Genomic DNA, 17373 nt, shown 5'->3' on the forward strand with positions numbered 1-17373 from the left:
CTTTCTCTTTCTGTGGCAAGCAGTTAACCCTGCTCGCCCCGATAAATGCAGACAATATTAATGAATCATGGGGTCTTGATCTTTGATCTCGCTCGGCTCTGGACCGAATTCGGCATAACAGAGCAGCGCCGCCATGCGGGCAAACTCCATCAGCTCAATATAAGCCGCTTCAGACTCTTCATCTTCGGCCACATCAAACTCAACCTGAGCGATCTCTGCCAGATCTTTAATCACCTCTTTCACATCACTCGAGGCGCGATTCAGTTTAGGCTGTGCCATGGCAATCCCCGTAAGAAAGCTCTGCACCCATAAAGAGAGCGCCTCGACACGCTTGCTTAAAGCTTCTTCCTCTTCAGGCGCCATAGGAGTAAAACCAAATTCCGCGTCTGTGATGCGCGCGATAGTATCTTGGTAGAGTTCCTCAAGCAGTTGCACCAAAGAAGGTGGCGGCAACTGACCGTCGTTGATCAGCTCCAGCAGCGGCTTGATCCACTCGCTCTTGGCCTGTCCCACACCACCACAGATAAGCCCCACAAGGGAACCATGAACTTCTACGGGATGTTGTGCGATCTCGGCGGCAGTAAGCTCGGCGAAAAGAATTTCGATACGTAAAGAGGGAGGGGTTGCCATAAGAGGTTCCAATCGTAAAATCACTTCTGACATGCTAGCAGATCTGGCCTGCACGACCAAGCCAAAAGCGGTAAGCTGACCATAAGGTATTTTGACGCCATCGAGCCCTTTAAACTCCGCCAGCCTTCACTTAGCGCAGAATTCGAACACCTTTCACCACGGTGACCTAAACTATTGGTTATCTAAACAACATTTAATCTAACAAAGCGTTATTAAGCCCCCAGTGTTATTGCACTTTCCAGGGCAGCCCGATATAGTCCGCTCAACAACAGGATAAAAGGATCTACATCGCAAATGAGTAGCCATGCTATAGAAATTAGCTTATTGGGCCGTACCTACTCCATCGCTTGTCCGATTGGACAGGAAGATGCTTTGCGTCATGTGGCCAACAAGCTGGAAAAGCAGCTAAGTTCCCTGCGTGTTCGTACCAAAAACTTAAGTAGAGAAGAAATTGCCATTATGGCGGCACTTAATATTGGCTACGAGTTATTGGAAGAACAGAAGAAGAATCAAGATTATATTAAGCAGATGGATGAAAAGATCGGTCTGCTGCAGTCGACCTTAGAGAGTGCGCTAGTTGAGCGCGCAACAAAAGACGATTAAACTGTAATTACGCGTGAGGCGAGACGATTCATTACTTGAATCTCCGCTAGGCTAACAGGCCAAGCCTGAGTCGATACGCAACAATTTTGCTCCCTGTGGTGTGCGTGAGTCGGTTATGTCCCTGTGCCGATATTTACAAACTCAGGGTGAATGTTTTGATGACATTGCGCAAGCTCGGCGCGAACCGAGAAGCCTTAGGATTTAATCATTTACCCGCCTTGAACCTACGGTTCAAGGGCTACACCGGTAACGGCATCTTGGGGAGCAATTCAAATTAGAGAGGCTAGAAGGCATAGGTCTGAAAAGATAACCTTCTGGCCTTTTTTATATCCCAAGCAAGCAGCCCGCCTCGAAACCTTTATGGGTTCAAGGGCTACACAGATAACGGCATCTTGGGGAGCAATTCAAATTAAAGAGGCTGGAAGGCATTGATCTGAAAAGGTCACTTTTCGGCCTTTTTTATATCCCAAGCAAGCATCCCGCCTCGAAACCCTTATGGGTTCAAGGGCCACACAGATAACGGCATCTTGGGGAGCAATTCAAATTAGAGAGGCTGGAAGGCATTGATCTGAAAAGGTCACTTTTCGGCCTTTTTTATACCCCAAGCAAGCATCCCGCCTCGAAACCCTTATGGGTTCAAGGGCCACACAGATAACGGCATCTTGGGGAGCAATTCAAATTAGAGAGGCTGGAAGGCATTGATCTGAAAAGGTCACTTTTCGGCCTTTTTTATATCCCAAGCAAGCATCCCGCCTCGAAACCCTTATGGGTTCAAGGGCCACACAGATAACGGCATCTTGGGGAGCAATTCAAATTAGAGAGGCTGGAAGGCATTGATCTGAAAAGGTCACTTTTCGGCCTTTTTTATACCCCAAGCAAGCATCCCGCCTCGAAACCCTTATGGGTTCAAGGGCCACACAGATAACGGCATCTTGGGGAGCAATTCAAATTAGAGAGGCTGGAAGGCATTGATCTGAAAAGGTCACTTTTCGGCCTTTTTTATACCCCAAGCAAGCTAACCTTGGCCGCCCTCAAATTCAAACCTCTATTTCTAGTGTGTTGAAAACTCAGATACAACAAAGCTAGACTGTGGCTCATTCACTAATCACTTCAGTGACCTCTTTAACGGGAGCAGGGATATTGAAACCAGCCTTTACACCGAGTGCGGCCAAGCAGATCGATCGTCAAGCCATACGAGATAAGGTCCGCAGCGCGAGACGGGCGATCCCCGCTGATGCGCAGAAACGCTTTGCCCACGAGGCTGCAGCTCGCCTAATGGAGATCATCCGCCAACGTCAGGCCAAACATGTGGCGCTCTACCTCACCAGCGATGGTGAGCTCGATACCCAGCCCCTGATTGAAACCCTATGGCAGCAGGGCGTGACCGTCTATTTGCCGAGGCTACACCCATTTTCTAAAGGCAATTTATTGTTTTTTAGATACCTGCCCACCAGCCATCTGCTCCAAAACCGCCTTAAGATTTGGGAACCCAAACTTGATATTACCGAGATGATTCTGCCCCAGGATCTCGACGTCATCATTACGCCTCTCGTGGCCTTCGATGAGCAGGGGAATCGTATGGGAATGGGTGGCGGCTACTATGATCGCTGCCTAAGTGACTGGCAGCGTAATGCTAAGCCTTACCCCATCGGCTATGCCCATGACTGCCAGCGGGTCGAATCACTGCCCACCGAGCACTGGGATATTCCACTGCCGCTTATCGTCACCCCATCAAATATACTGTTTGTTCCGGAGGAGTCATTAACGGCCAACACTAATGTTAGATAAAGCAGATCTAGTCTAATTTTTGTCATCGGAACGTTTTAATACCGAAGCAAGCAATGTCTTAGTGAAACCCACTTTGAAAGCCCCACCAAGACGGGCTAAAGTGTGCAAAGACAAGTATCGTATTTTTAAGTGTTACGCATCCCTGTTTCTACCTCAGTCATGCTCACGCCGCCAATAAGGAAAAGATAAATGAAGATTGCCGCGCGATTACTGCCCATGGCCCTGCTTGCCCTTAGCGCCTGTGCCCAGCAAACCAGTCAAGCACCTGAGCCACAAGCCGTGAAAACAGCCGAAATCCCCATAGGTGATACCAGCCGCAACGCCCTGGATTGGCCCGGCCTCTATACGGGCACCTTGCCCTGCGCCGACTGCCAAGGGATCGCGCTGCGTCTGCAGCTTAACGCCGACTACAGCTACCAACTCAGTCAGGTATACCTGGGGAAATCAGACAAGCAACAGGGGATTGAGCAACAAGGGCAATTTCACTGGAATGGCCAGGGCAATAAAATCATCTTAGACGACAAAGCCAGAGGCATGCAGCTTCAGGTCGGTGAGAATATTCTGTTTATGTTAGATGATAAGGGCGAACGCATTAAAGGGGCACTGGCACAGCAATATCAACTGAGAAAATCCAACTGATCATCTAAGTGGAACCTACTCAGGTTTACACCAAAGCGTTTCACAGGGCATATCACCCACTTTGCTTTGAAACCCTGGGCAGTTTTGCACAAAGTATTTGGCCTCCTGGCAAGAGGTCATCTGCAGGCACTGCTGCCGGGCATCGCAACTAAAAACCACATCCGATAGATCTTGCTTGCCGACATAGTATTCAGAGCCGGGCGGAAAAAGTCCTTCAGGCGGTTTGATATCAACCTCACCGGACACATCGTAATTAATCATAAACAGGTAAAGCAGATTACCAAAGGCGATAGCAAGTGCCACCAATGCGACCTTGACGCGCCAACTGATCGCATCGTCATTGGCAAATTTATCGTGAGATTCGAAGGGAGAGGTTAGTGTGATGGGATTACCCAGATCTATCTCGGCCTTAGTCACCTTAGTGCCACGTAGCGTGTCTTTCCACTGTCGATATACGACAGGCTCGCCCTCTTTGGGCATGTGTTCATAGGGGAGTAGATTGATGCCAAAGATCCTGAGTTCGTCTGAACCATCTTCCGGTGCGATAAAGCCTACGCGCTGCTCCTGATTCCAACGAACAAGCGTTCCTCGCTTTGCTCTAATATCCATATTCCCGTCCGCCTTGAAAGCCATGTTTGGATAAGTTTGCTACCTACCCAAGCAGTCATAACCTGTTGAAGCAATGAAACTGAGTCATCCAGATCAGTTTCATTAACAGTTACGTTACACTCATGTATCAATATAATTAGGTTTTCATGGTACGGCAAGTATGATTTTGTAGCATGTTTGTCTGCTTTTTATATCTGCCACTCGATCGGAGTTTGCCCTAAATCCTTTAACAAGGCATTGATTTTTGAGAAATGTTTGCAGCCAAAAAATCCTCGATACGCCGACAGGGGCGATGGGTGCGGCCCGGTCACCAGATGGTGCTGCGCCGCCTTAATTAACTTGCTCTTCTTCATGGCATGCCCGCCCCATAACACGAAAATAATGGGACGATTTTGGGCATTGAGTAACCTTAATGCATTGTCGGTAAAGGTCTCCCACCCCATCTTGGCATGAGAATGCGCCTTACCCTGCTCCACCGTGAGCACGGTATTGAGCATCAATATCCCCTGCTCGGCCCATTTGGCTAAATAACCATGGTCAGGCACAGTAAAACCATGGATATCACTGGCCAGCTCCTTATACATATTCACCAGCGATGGCGGCACCTTAACACCGGGCTGCACTGAGAAACAGAGGCCATGAGCCTGCCCCTCACCGTGATAAGGGTCCTGACCTATCAACACTACCCTCACCTTATCGAGTGGAGTCAGCTCAAAGGCGCTAAAGACCTGCTCTTTAGCCGGATAGATCGCCTTACCCGCGTCTCGCTCGGCCTGAACAAAGTCCTGTAACTGGCGAAAGTAATCTTGCTGCGCTTCCTCGGCGATAAAATCTTGCCATTGGCTGATCTGTGTCATATCTATCTCTTCAAAAATAATTAAAATCCAGTTGTATTGTCGGCATGAAACTCTTATTGCCAGCCAAAACACCAAGCTTTCACACCCAGTGAGCATACACTCTGCATATCCAAGAGGTTTTTGACTATGTCCTTAGCCCATAAACATGGTTTTACCCTAATAGAACTGGTCGTTGTGATCATAGTGCTGGGGATCCTGGCGGTCACCGCCTTGCCGAAATTTATCAACCTGTCTCAGGACGCTCAAGTCTCCAGCGTCAAAGCCACTGGTGGCGCCTTTAAATCCGGCATCGATCTCGCCCACGCCGTCTGGGCCGTTCGCGTCGGTTCAGGCCCGGCAGAAAACCTCAAAACCTTTGGCGATGACGAAAGTGGTGAGATGGATTTTAATGTCAACGGCTGGCCGGCTCAGCACTATTTCACAGACGACGAAGCCTCACCACAACTGGATAATGTCGAAGATTGTATCTCGGTATGGGAAACCATTTTCCAGGGGGACGAACCCAGTGTCTCACGCAGCGATGATCAGAGTAACACAGATTATAAGGCCAACTATATCAGCGTAAATCAGTGCCGCTACCACCTTAGCGACAACCAGAAACTCAGTATCTACTATGACTCGCGTAACGGCCAGGTTAGCGTAGATAGCGATCCGCTAAATTAAGGGTTGAAACACCCGGTAGGATTGGCGATACAGATCTCATTACGCCCAAATCTATGCTTCACTAACGGCTAATTTACGTTACTATGCAGACTTACAAATTGACTTACCTGTGAGCGAGCGCATGTCTGAACAGCAAAAAGAAACCACAATTTTTCAATTAGCCGATAAGTTTATTGCCTTAGCCAACGAGCTAAGTGCCCAGGAGCAAGATGTTGCCAAAGTCGGCACGGCACTGCGTTTTGCCGCAGCACGTTTCAATGCCTTCGAAGCCGCCCTTAAGTCGGCCGATCTTAAGGCAGAAAAAGCTAACGCTCTGGAGTGGTTTACCAAAGAATATCAAGAGATGCTCAGCGATAACCTGGATGATCATATCGACAATCCACCCAAGACTGAGCCTGAAGCCACTAAAGACGATGCCGTACAGGTATTTAACGGTTAGAACCGGCTGAAAAGCGAAATCAGGTTAGCGGCTAAGGAGACACCTTGGCCGCATAGCCTAAGACTAGAGGGTCACTAGCCCCCTTACCGCCAGTAAAATCAACACTATCCCTGAGAGTTTGTCGATAAGTCCCGCCTTCTCCCTGAGCTTAGGCAACACGGATTTGTGCGACAGCAAAAGCGCGATCAGTGTGTACCAAAGACCATCGACCACCAGCGGCGTCAACACGATAAGCGACTTCCCCCAAAGCTCATCGGCCACCAACACAAACTGACTAAAGAGTGCCAGGAAAAATAGCATTATCTTGGGATTAAACAATGAGATAGCTATGCCATCACGGGCCGCAGTCACAAGATCGGTCGACTTCCCCGCCGCTAGCTTGTCTGACATCCCGCCTTTAGAGCGCAGCGCCTGTACACCGATATAGGCCAGGTAAAGCGCCCCAATAATGGCGATACCATTGAACACCAGCGGCGCCTGCTTGAGCAGCACAGCAAGCCCAAGCAGGGTGACCAGGGCATAGACGCCTATGCCAATGGAATGCGCCCAAGCACAGACAATGCCATTTGCCCGACCGCCACCTAAGGTATGGCGCACCACCATGGCCAGACTCGGCCCGGGAGACATGGCCCCCAAACAACAAATGGCTAACAACCCCAGCCACGCACTAAAACTCATATCGTTTCCTCTGTCGCAAGATTAATTCGCCTGATAGAACTGGCGAATATCCTTAGCCAGAGCCGCCAGCGATGCAGGCTCCACATACATCATATGGCCCGCCTCATAGTAGTGCATTTCTACTCGGCTATTGTCTATACCATTGTCGGCCATCGTATTTTCGGTGGCAAAGAAGGGAGTCGCAAAGTCATAGTAACCATTGGCCACCAAGATCTTAAAGTCGCTGTTTTCCCGCTGCGCCTCGCCAAGGTATGGCGCCACATTGACATAGTGCATCTGCTTACCGCTAATATTCCAGTTCCAACCTCGGTTAACGTCGACAGAGAGTACGTTAAATGGACGAGTGATCTGCACCCCAAGGTCTTTATACAGGTATTCATGAATGGCCGCCGTATAGGCACCATCTATGCCATAACCAGAAGGATCGCCATCGGTGCGCTCGCCGCCACTGTCATAGTCTCTCCCCAGATAACGGCTGTCTAAACGACCGACAGTAAGGTCTTGGTCCCTAAGCAGCTGCTTGGTGTAACGACTGGCGCTAACCCTGAGATTCACTCTGTCTAAGTAGCTTTCACTCAAGCCGGTAAAACGAGCCAGCTGCTGACGCACCGCCTGATAATCCTGCTCAGGCAAACGACTGCCCTGCAACAGCGCCAAGGCATAATCCTTTATCGCAAATTGACGCGCAGCCTCGACGAAGGCGGTTAACCCCATCGCCTTATCGGTGGCGGCCACCTTGTCATGGTAAAAAGCGGTCGCCGCCATGGTTGGCAGGAAGCCGATATAGGGCTGATTGTTTCCTGGCTGATAGCGGGCATGGCTAAAGTCCAGAATCGATGAGATCAACATAACGCCATTGACCGAAATATCTGTCCAGCCAGATTGCAACTCATTCACCAATGCCGCCGCGCGGGTCGTACCATAGCTCTCACCGGCAATATATTTAGGCGAATTCCAACGGCCATGTTCGATAAGCCAGCGGCGGACAAACTCGGCGATCGACTGGGCATCCTCTTTCACGCCCCAAAAATCTTGCCCCTTGTTCTCCTCTAGTGCTCGGCTAAAGCCTGTGCCGACAGGATCGATAAACACCAGATCAGACTTATCCAGAATCGAAAACTCGTTATCCACTAAACGATAAGGAGCGGCGCCATCGTCTTTGGCATCACCCGGCACTACCACACGCTTAGGACCAAACAAGCCCATGTGCAGCCACAGCGATGCCGAGCCAGGCCCACCGTTAAACACAAAAGTGACTGGTCTTGGTGTCTTAGTGTCTGTCTTGGTGCGCAGATAACTCACTGAAAAGATACTGGCTAGCGGCTTATCTTTGTCATCTTCCAAGATGGTTTCTGACGCTATGGTGCGATAATGTACCCGCTCTCCTGCAATTTTAACCTGACCTTCGCTAGTGTAGACCTTAGGCTCGACCGCGACCTGTGGCTTATCGGTCTTTGCCTTGTCCTGCTCTGCGCTATGGCCCGGCAAGCTCAGCAACATGACCGACAGCCCAGCCGCTGCGCATAGATATTTGGTCAATTTAATTTTGCTGTGAATTACCGATAAGGGTCGCAAACATAAATCTGCCATTAAAAACATCCTATTATTGTTATTCTATTGTGGTGATGGGGCAGCTTACAAAGATTCTACAGTCGGCGCAAAGCATCAATTGCAAACAAATCTTTCACACCCCATTCGCCAACAAGCTTTAATTAAGCCAAGGGGTGTTACACTGGCCGACGCAAGACAGTTCCGTAAAATAATGCAATGAAACAAATACTAAGGACAGCATGAATAGCATCTTATTGGTCAGCGCTCTCACCCTGAGCTTACTGCTTGGTCTCCTGGCCTGGCTCAGTTACAAGAAAGCAAAGGGCAGTCAAATTCCCACAGCCGTCTTGGCCTTGCTGCTAGTGTTTGCATCTATTAATGGCGCCATCAGCTATTTTATCTACCCTAAAGCCGACGCCCATGCCTATAAAGAGTTGGTGTGGCAGCCACTCGTCCCCGAACAAATAGAGGGCATACTCGCTGAGGGCAAAGCGGTATTTGTGGATGTCAGCGCCGATTGGTGCAACATCTGCAAAGCTAATAAAGACAGGGTACTGCATCAGGCTGTGGTGGTTGAGCGATTAAAGGATAAGGATATGGTGTTAATGCGCGGCGATCTCACCCATAGCGATGCCATGATTGAGGCCTATCTGGCAAAGTATCAAGCCTATGGCGTGCCTTTTAATATCGTCTACAGCCAGGCTCATCCTAATGGGCTGGTACTGCCCAGGGTGCTATCTATCGATGATCTGCTCAGCGCCCTCCCCCTTCGCGGCTAGATGTATTCAGCACAGAAAGAATCGCTAAAAAAGAAGGCTGCAATGCAGCCTTCTTATGTTTTCAATCGCTAGCGCCTGGGGCGCCGAGATTAGAAACGGTAGTTCACACGACCATAGTAGTAGCCACCGTTGTAATCGAACGGGCCACTCTCATAGTAGATCGCACCTAGCTCACCACGGGTACCGTCTTTCAGCTTCTGCGCTTCCTGATCAAACAGGTTATTGGCACCGATAGAGACTGTCAGGTTATCGAGGAACTGATAGCTCAGCTCAAGATCCAAGGTTACCGCCGCATCGGCCATTTCTGAACCCCAATCCGAGGTGTCGTCGGCGTGGGTCGCATAATACTCGCCAAAGTAGTTACCGCGCAGCGACATGCTGAATCTGTCCCAAGACTGAGCCCAGGTCAGGGTTGCACGATGAGATGGGATCCCCTCCTCTAAACGACGCACCTTACCCTCATCTGTAGTATTTGGGTTGTACTTGTCGACACTGGTATCTGTCCAGCCATAGGCCAGGCTGAACTTGGTATCGCCCGACAACAGCTGAGCATCATAAGAAGCCACCAGATCGATACCCTGAGTCGTAGTATCGAAGTCATTGGTGTAGTAAGTCACCGCAGAGATCAGCTCTGGGAACTCGACACCAGCGGCGCGCAGCGCATCATAGTCATCGGCTTCGACCTCTATCTGGCTCGACTGAGCGATACGTCCAGTCACTTCAATATTGTAGTAGTCGACCGTCACGAAGAGGTTTTCATGCTCAAACACGGCACCGATGGCGTAGCTCACCGACTCTTCGGGCTTAAGCACCTTACCGCCATAGAAGGCCGATAGCGGATCCGTTGGCGGCGCGATGAAGGTCTGGATCAGATCCCCCTCAACGATAGAGGTCTGAGTGTTTACCACATTCTCCTGACCCACTGTCGGCGCACGGAAACCAGTGCTGTGAGAAGCGCGGAAAGAGAGCGCGTCGGTGGCCGAGAACTGCGCCGTCAGCTTATAGTTTAGGGTGTCACCGAAGGTTGAGAAATCCTCGTAACGCAGCGCGGCGCCAAGCAACCAACGCTCGCCCAGGTAGGCTTCCATATCGGCATACACACCTATGTTGTTACGTGAGTTCTTACCTGCCGCCTCGGGGCCAAAGCCCTTAAAGCCGTGAGAGCCAATGTTGAAGCCCTGATCGGCATAGGGACCGGCGATCCAAGAAGCTTCCTCGCCCTGAGTGATCTCAAAGGACTCTTCTCGCCATTCGAATCCACTGGCAAAGCTGATATCTTCTACGCTGCCCACGGTAAACATACGTGAGAAGTCCAGGTTAACCGTGGTTTCGGCCTGCTCATAGGCGCCGGTTTCAAAGTCGGTGGGCGTATCTAAACCCAGCGAGGGGTTCAGCGAGTTCTTTAGGCTGAAGGTAGACTTGTTGTTACCCATCCCCGCGCTGAAATCATAGTTCCAGGCACCTATCTCACCTTTCACGCCAGCAAAAAATGAAGCATCTTCAACGGTACCGGCAAATTGTGGTGTGTAACCACCGGGACGCAGCTGGTTCATGGCAAAACAGTTAGGGTCGGCGACCATCGCCTTGTAGGCATCGGTCTCAAGCACGTTGCCATCGACATCGGGAATCCCATCACCGTCAAGATCTACCTTAGGGATAGGGACCACGGCACAGGTCGAAGGATCGCCATTGACCGCCCCCACCAGCAAGGTCTCGCCATCATCCACCGAGTAGACATTGCCACGGTTGTGAGGGTTACGATAGTAGAACCCCCCACCACGTCGCGGGATGAAAGGTTACCGAAGGCGTAGAAGCGCGCATTATCGTTGATATCGTAACCTGAGTTCAGGAAGAAGCTATAGTCATCTTTGATCTCAGGGTTACCCCAAATCTGAGCTGGGTCTTCGACGAAGGTGTTGCCCTGCTCGATCAGGTTTGCCGCATCGGGACGCTGCATGCTGCGACTGGTAGGATCGGCATTCTTGTATTGCAGGCTAAGATTAACAAAACCTGCGTCAGACAGAGGTAGCCCCACGTTTGCATCGATAGTGGTAGTGGCACCGTCACCCTCGTAGTACTCCCCTTGGCCTACGGTGATCGAGCCACCTTCGGCGTCATCTTTAAGAACAAAGTTCATCACACCGGCAATGGCATCTGAGCCATATTGCGCCGCGGCACCGTCACGCAGCACTTCAACTTGTTTTAGCGCCGCACTGGGGATCACAGAGATATCTGGTCCCTGGGCACCATCGTTAATGCCGCCCCCCTGGAAAGCGATCACTGAGGCTCTATGGCGACGCTTGCCATTGACCAATACCAGGGTACTGTCAGACGGCAGGCCACGTAGGTTGACCGGACGAATAAGAGTGGCCGCATCACTAATTGGCTGAGCACGGGAGTTGAAGGAAGGTACCGAGGTCACCAGCATGTCAATCATGTCGGTAGAACCATTCTTCTTAAGATCATCACTGCTAATAATATCGATAGGTACTGGCGAATCACCAATTGAGCGCGGGGCAGAACGTGTCCCCACCACGGCGATCTTTTCAATATTGTCAGACGCTGCAGCCTGCTGCTCATCGGCAAGCGCCTGTGTACTGGCTAACGACCCTGTTAACGCCAACGAGATGGCAAAGCTAAGCGCACTCACGCCAAAACCTTTATTCTTCTTTGTTATCATCATATTTCCCGCATAATTTTTGTTATATTTCGCCATCATTCGCGCCTAAAACACACGAACCACCACAGGCGTTCCCCAGAGTGAAATAAAAACATTTCATTTACACTTCTATAACAAACAAGAAATAATTGCTAATACTAATTGGTCTAAATAAGTCAGATAGGCCATAAGCCACTAACTCGAAAATGTGAATAATAGTAATGATCTCACGACAAAAAACTAAAAATAATAGCCATTAAAGCTCAAACAGCCCCTCTAGAGCAATTACTCAAAACATGATAAAAATTTAACTAAAATTTAACTTATACCTCTAAATGAATAATTGAGTTCATCCATGATGCAGTGTTAGGTATGCAGTGCCTGACCACTCAAATCTTTTTTTAGCGAAATATCGTGACACAGGCTAAACTAGCGGAACAGGCACCAACACGGAGTGGGGAAAATGAGTTGTAAGCACCAAGGGGTAGCCGATACCCATGTGGATTTTTTACCTGAGAATAAACTGCTACTGAACGCCGTAGGAGAAGGGATATACGGTTTCGATCTCGAAGGCAATGCGGTGTTTATCAACCCAGCAGCGGAGCGGATGACAGGCTGGAAAGCTGAGGAGCTACTGGGTAAAAATATCCACGACTGTCACCACCATAGTCATGCCGACGGCAGCCCCTATCCCCAGGAAGAGTGCCCCATCTACAACACGCTGCACGATGGCATCGCACGGGAGATCAGCCATGATCTCTTCTGGCGCAAGGATGGCAGCAGCTTTCCAGTACATTACACCTCTACCCCAGTGTACAAACAGGACCGTCTCATCGGCGTGGTCGCGATATTTCGCGACATTAGCATTCAGAAACAGACCGAAGCCTCGCTCAGAGAAGCGCTGAAACAGGTGCAGGCGCTATCGGAGAAGCTGGCTAACGAAAATGATTATCTGCTGACCGAGCTGGCCAGCCACAGGCAAGAGGTCAATATATCGGGTGAGAGTGAGGCAATACAGTCACTTATCGATCAGATCAAGTTAGTGGCCAACACCAATAGTACGGTACTGATCAACGGTGAAAACGGTACGGGTAAAGAACTGGTTGCCCGCAACATACACGCGCTGAGCGATCGCAGCCATCAGCCCTTGGTCAGTGTCAACTGCGCCGCATTCTCGCCAACACTGCTTGAAAGTGAGCTGTTTGGCCATGAAAAAGGTGCCTTTACCGGGGCCACCAGCCGCCGCAAAGGCCGTTTCGAACTGGCGCATCGAGGCACACTGTTTCTCGATGAGGTGGCCGAACTCTCCCTCGAGGCGCAGTCTAAGCTGCTTAGGGTGATCCAGGAGCAGGAGTTTGAACGCGTGGGCAGCAGCACTCCCATCAAGGTCGATATCCGCCTGGTGACAGCGACCCATCACGACTTGCTTAAACGCGTCGAACAGGGATTGTTTCGCATGGATCTCTACTATCGTCTCAATGTATTTCCGCTGCATGTACCTCCGCTTCGCGAGCGACTCGAAGATATCCCTCTATTAATCAAAGATATTGTGTCGAATCTGAATCTTAAGTTAGGTAAGAAGATAAAGGGGGTCAGTAAGCAAGGGCTGCAACACCTAATGGCTTATCACTGGCCCGGCAACGTACGAGAGCTGCAAAATGTGATCGAACGTCAAAGCATACTCTGCCACGGACAGATTTTGCAGATCCCCGCACTGCAGGCCGAACCTGCGCCCGAGGATAAGGGAGAATTTCAAACCCTTCAGCAGGTTGAGGCCGCCCACATTCGCCGCACCTTAAAACGCCTCAACTGGCGGATCTCTGGGCCCAATGGCGCCGCTAATGTTCTTGGCCTGCCAGCCAGTACCCTAAGATCCCGCATGCAAAAACTCGGAATAAAGCGCCCGGGATAATAGCGCCACACAACCTGTAAATTAGCGATATATCGCCAAAGCACGATATATCGCTAACACCTACTACAAACTAAAAAATTAAACCTATACTTTTCAATGTATTACATAGTATAAAAACTTGGTTTCCTCCTTGCATTAGCTCCGGGTAATCCCTTAAGCAAGAGTTTGGAAATTCAATGAGTCAAGATCTTAGCCGTAACGCCGCCCTCGCCTCGCCCCAGGCCAAACAGGGCACTGCAATCCCGGTCGTTAACCTGCCAACCAAGCCAGGAAAAATCCACATCAAAGAGCAAAAGGGTCGCTATCAACGCCTGCGCACCGGCCTTAACAGCCTGCTTATCCTCTTTTTCTTCCTACTCCCCTTTATCCCCTATCAAGGACGCCAGGCGATCCTTTTGGATGTCGAGCGCCAGGAGTTTCACTTCTTTAGCCTAACCCTATGGCCGCAGGATTTTACCCTGCTGGCCTGGCTGTTTATCATCGCCGCCTTCGCCCTCTTCTTCGTCACCGTGTTCTGGGGGCGTGTCTGGTGCGGCTACCTCTGCCCACAGACCAGTTGGAGTTTTGCCTTCGTCTGGATAGAGCGGCAGATTGAGGGCAACAGCAACAAGCGTCACGCCCTGGACAAGGCGCCCTGGCACCTAGAGAAGCTCCTCAAACGCACCGCCAAGCACCTCGCCTGGGGACTAGCAGCGCTGATCACCGGTTGTGGTTTTATCGCCTACTTCATCCCGGCGAACGAACTCTATGTACAGATTTTTACCCTCAGCGGCAGCTTCTGGGTGAGCGCCTGGGTCTGGTTCTTTGCGCTATGCACCTACCTCAACGCAGGTTGGATGCGCGAGCAGATGTGTCTGCACTGCTGCCCCTACGCCCGCTTTCAGTCTGCCATGTTCGACGCCAACACACTGACGGTCTCCTATGATGCTGCCCGCGGTGAGTCACGCGGTCCGAGAAAACGTAAACAGGTCACTGACCTTGGCGACTGCGTCGATTGTAATCTGTGTGTCGATGTCTGCCCCACAGGCATAGATATTCGAAACGGACTGCAATATGAGTGCATCAACTGCGGTGCCTGTGTCGATGCCTGCGATCAAACCATGGACAAATTTGGCTATGCCAAGGGATTGATCCGCTATGCCAGCGAAAATGAGTTACAGGGCAAGCAGGTGAAACGCTTCTCGTCCTTTAAATTTGTCGGCTATGGTGTGGCGGTGCTGATTATGCTGAGTGTGTTTGCGCTGGATCTCTATCGCCATCAAAGCATAGATCTCAATGTGATACGTGACCGTCAGAGCCTATATCGAGAGGTGGGCAATGGTCGCATAGAAAACAGCTATACGCTGAAGATCCGCAACAAGACCCAGGAGGATCACCATTATCTTATTGCCCTAACTGGCACTGACCACCACAGCATCGCCAAAGAAACAGCGCAAAAGGTGTTGATCAAGGCGGGTGAGCAACTGAGTTATCCGGTGACAGTGTACGAGCAAAAACAGCCCGATTTCATTGGCACTAAACTGCAAAAGCAGACTATCGACTTTACCGTCACCAACCTGAGTAGTCCCAAGGATAAGGTCTCTCAATCGAGTCCTTTCTTTAGTCTGAGTCCCTTCTAACAAGACCAAGTAGGTAACGGCCCAAACGCGCTTCCCCTTAGCCGGGGCCGTTACACTCCTAAGGCGATGAAAAGGTTAACACCTGGGTATGCAGCCCTAAGCGAGTATGCCTCTCCACTTATGTTTTAGCGCCTATACTTCCCCATCTGCCTTACCGTATGGTCAGACCAGATAAACACCCCGCAATAAGAAAATCACTTTTTATTCAGCAAGATATTAGTTAAACAAGCGTTTTATTTTCTTCCAGTTATGGTTGACCTAGGCGAATTTTTAGCACAGTCTAAACACTTGTTTGATTGAGACTCTACGATAACGCTGACAATAATAATCAAAGGAGAAGCGTCCATGGATTATGATTCGTATACCCATGTCGACCTGGACAAATATGGCTCACTGATCGATCTGATCGAAACCGCTGCTAAGCGCTTTGGCGATAAGACAGCCTATGTCTGTCTGGGTAAAGCCAGCAGCTTTGCCGATATAGAACGCGACTCCCGCTACTTCGCCGCCTACCTGCAACAACATACCCAGCTAAAGGCTGGCGACAAAATTGCCATCCAGCTGCCCAACATTACCCAATTTGTTATCGCCGCCTATGGGGCACTAAGAGCCGGAATGGTATTGGTCAACACTAACCCCCTCTATACCCAAAGGGAGTTGATCCATCAATACAATGATTCTGGGGCAAAGGCCTTGGTGGTGCTTAGCGATCTGCTACCGACACTGGAGCAGGTGATCCCAGCCACCCAAATTGAGACCCTTATCGCCACCCATGCCCTCGATCTCATCGCGCCTCAGCCCCTTGTCGACAGCCCGTTGGCCCCCGTGAGTTTTGAGCAGGTGTTAACCCTGGGCAGCCAATCTGATTATCGCCAAGTTAAGGTAGCGCAAGAGAGCCTGGCGGCGCTGCAATACACAGGTGGCACCACAGGCCTGTCGAAAGGCGCTATGCTGAACCACAGCAACCTGCTGGCCAATATGCTGCAGGTACAATCACGCCTGTCCAGTAAGTTTGTCGAGGGCGAAGAGATCTTTATCGCACCATTGCCCATCTATCATATCTATGCCTTTATGGTGAATTTTGTCTACTTTGAACAGGGCGGCTGTAGCGTACTCATCCCAAATCCGAGAGACATCAGCGCTTTGATCCAGACCATGTCACAGCATGCGTTTACCGGATTCGCCGGACTCAACACCCTGTTTGTCGGCCTGTGCCATCAAAAGGCCTTTCAAGGACTGGATTTCAGCCACCTTAAGATCACTATCTCCGGCGGCACAGCACTGACCCAGGCAGCAGCATCCATATGGCAAACCACTACAGGCTGCACCATCTCCGAAGGCTATGGTTTGTCAGAAACCTCCCCCGTGGTCTCGCTCAACGCCCCCGGCCTTGAATGTCTTGGCACCATAGGCCGCCCCGTGATTGACACTCAGGTGAAGATCATCGACGCCAATGAACAAGAGGTCCCCCACGGAGAGGTCGGCGAGCTGGCAGTCAAAGGTCCGCAGGTGATGAGCGGCTACTGGCAAAAGCCGGACGAGACCGCCAAGGTGATGACCCAGGACGGCTTCTTCAAGACAGGAGATATTGCCCTGGCTACTGATAATGGGATGCATAAGATAGTGGATCGCATGAAAGATATGATCAATGTCTCCGGCTTTAACGTCTACCCTAACGAGGTGGAAGATGTGCTGTCAGCCCATGAGAGCGTACTGGAATGTGCTGTCATTGGCGTCGAAGATAGCCGCAGCGGCGAGGCCGTTAAGGCCGCCATCGTGCTGAGAGACCCTAAATCTGATCACCAGATGACCCAAGAGGCGCTGCTAGCGCATTGCCGCGAGCAATTGGCAGGTTACAAGGTGCCGAAGATTTTCGAATTTATGGCCGCCTTACCTAAATCGACCGTGGGCAAGATACTACGCAGAGAGCTAAGACAATAGGCCACG

14 protein-coding genes, 1 other RNA gene and 1 pseudogene are annotated in these 17373 nt (G+C 50.5%); 10 read left to right on the top strand and 6 right to left on the bottom strand.

The genetic code is table 11. The annotated features are described in order from the left end of the window. Positions 1-57: 57 nt before the first annotated feature. The gene (locus NY07_RS12600; RefSeq protein WP_033539710.1) at positions 58-630 is read right to left on the bottom strand and encodes a UPF0149 family protein; all 573 of its coding nucleotides are present in this window, start codon (positions 628-630) and stop codon (positions 58-60) included. A 294-nt stretch (positions 631-924) separates the two neighbouring features. Here NY07_RS12600 and NY07_RS12605 point away from each other — a divergent pair, with 294 nt between their 5' ends. The 4 genes from NY07_RS12605 to NY07_RS12615 all read left to right on the top strand — a co-directional run bounded on the left by NY07_RS12605 (position 925) and on the right by NY07_RS12615 (position 3660). Further along, positions 925-1233, top strand: coding sequence for a cell division protein ZapA (locus tag NY07_RS12605; RefSeq protein ID WP_033539711.1), 309 nt, complete (start codon positions 925-927; stop codon positions 1231-1233). A gap of 87 nt (positions 1234-1320) precedes the next feature. Then, positions 1321-1501: non-coding RNA, 6S RNA (gene ssrS / locus NY07_RS19225), on the top strand. 872 nt (positions 1502-2373) lie between these two features. Continuing rightward, on the top strand, positions 2374-3021 hold the full coding sequence (locus tag NY07_RS12610; RefSeq protein WP_052125668.1) for a 5-formyltetrahydrofolate cyclo-ligase: 648 nt from the start codon (positions 2374-2376) through the stop codon (positions 3019-3021). 189 nt (positions 3022-3210) lie between these two features. Beyond that, positions 3211-3660, top strand: a complete 450-nt coding sequence (locus NY07_RS12615; protein ID WP_033539712.1) for a copper resistance protein NlpE — start codon at positions 3211-3213, stop codon at positions 3658-3660. 15 nt (positions 3661-3675) lie between these two features. Here the strand turns inward: NY07_RS12615 and NY07_RS12620 are convergent, their stop codons facing one another. After that, positions 3676-4269, bottom strand: coding sequence for a hypothetical protein (locus NY07_RS12620; RefSeq protein ID WP_033539713.1), 594 nt, complete (start codon positions 4267-4269; stop codon positions 3676-3678). Positions 4270-4457: 188 nt separating this feature from the next. Then, positions 4458-5126 (bottom strand): uracil-DNA glycosylase, encoded by a 669-nt coding sequence (gene ung, locus NY07_RS12625; protein ID WP_033539714.1) that lies wholly within the window; start codon positions 5124-5126, stop codon positions 4458-4460. Positions 5127-5252: 126 nt separating this feature from the next. Between ung and NY07_RS12630 the strand changes: the two genes are divergently transcribed. Together NY07_RS12630 and NY07_RS12635 are read left to right on the top strand one after the other, a co-directional pair. Further along, the gene (locus NY07_RS12630) at positions 5253-5789 is read left to right on the top strand and encodes a type II secretion system protein (protein WP_033539715.1); all 537 of its coding nucleotides are present in this window, start codon (positions 5253-5255) and stop codon (positions 5787-5789) included. 121 nt (positions 5790-5910) lie between these two features. Continuing rightward, on the top strand, positions 5911-6228 hold the full coding sequence (locus NY07_RS12635) for a DUF3144 domain-containing protein (RefSeq protein ID WP_033539716.1): 318 nt from the start codon (positions 5911-5913) through the stop codon (positions 6226-6228). 63 nt (positions 6229-6291) lie between these two features. On the opposite strand, the gene NY07_RS12640 is transcribed toward NY07_RS12635, so the two are convergent. Both NY07_RS12640 and NY07_RS12645 read right to left on the bottom strand, forming a co-directional pair. After that, positions 6292-6906 carry a LysE family translocator gene (locus NY07_RS12640; RefSeq protein WP_033539717.1) on the bottom strand — a complete coding sequence of 205 codons (615 nt, stop codon included), beginning with the start codon at positions 6904-6906 and terminating at the stop codon, positions 6292-6294. A 21-nt stretch (positions 6907-6927) separates the two neighbouring features. Next, complete coding sequence (locus NY07_RS12645; RefSeq protein WP_140946961.1) at positions 6928-8406, bottom strand: S10 family peptidase; 1479 nt, start codon at positions 8404-8406, stop codon at positions 6928-6930. A 290-nt stretch (positions 8407-8696) separates the two neighbouring features. Between NY07_RS12645 and NY07_RS12650 the strand changes: the two genes are divergently transcribed. Beyond that, the gene (locus NY07_RS12650; protein ID WP_033539718.1) at positions 8697-9236 is read left to right on the top strand and encodes a thioredoxin family protein; all 540 of its coding nucleotides are present in this window, start codon (positions 8697-8699) and stop codon (positions 9234-9236) included. Between the two features lie 89 nt (positions 9237-9325). Here the strand turns inward: NY07_RS12650 and NY07_RS18910 are convergent. After that, positions 9326-11916: pseudogene (locus NY07_RS18910) on the bottom strand (TonB-dependent receptor plug domain-containing protein). A gap of 442 nt (positions 11917-12358) precedes the next feature. Between NY07_RS18910 and NY07_RS12660 the strand changes: the two are divergent. The 3 genes from NY07_RS12660 (at position 12359) to NY07_RS12670 (ending at position 17367) form a co-directional block, all read left to right on the top strand. Continuing rightward, the gene (locus NY07_RS12660) at positions 12359-13807 is read left to right on the top strand and encodes a sigma-54 interaction domain-containing protein (protein ID WP_033539719.1); all 1449 of its coding nucleotides are present in this window, start codon (positions 12359-12361) and stop codon (positions 13805-13807) included. A gap of 176 nt (positions 13808-13983) precedes the next feature. Then, positions 13984-15426 carry a cytochrome c oxidase accessory protein CcoG gene (ccoG, locus tag NY07_RS12665; RefSeq protein WP_033539720.1) on the top strand — a complete coding sequence of 481 codons (1443 nt, stop codon included), beginning with the start codon at positions 13984-13986 and terminating at the stop codon, positions 15424-15426. A gap of 345 nt (positions 15427-15771) precedes the next feature. Then, the gene (locus tag NY07_RS12670) at positions 15772-17367 is read left to right on the top strand and encodes an AMP-binding protein (RefSeq protein WP_033539721.1); all 1596 of its coding nucleotides are present in this window, start codon (positions 15772-15774) and stop codon (positions 17365-17367) included. The last annotated feature ends 6 nt before the right edge of the window (positions 17368-17373 follow it).

The organism is Shewanella sp. ECSMB14101 (genome assembly GCF_000773485.1).
GTDB lineage: Bacteria > Pseudomonadota > Gammaproteobacteria > Enterobacterales > Shewanellaceae > Shewanella > Shewanella marisflavi.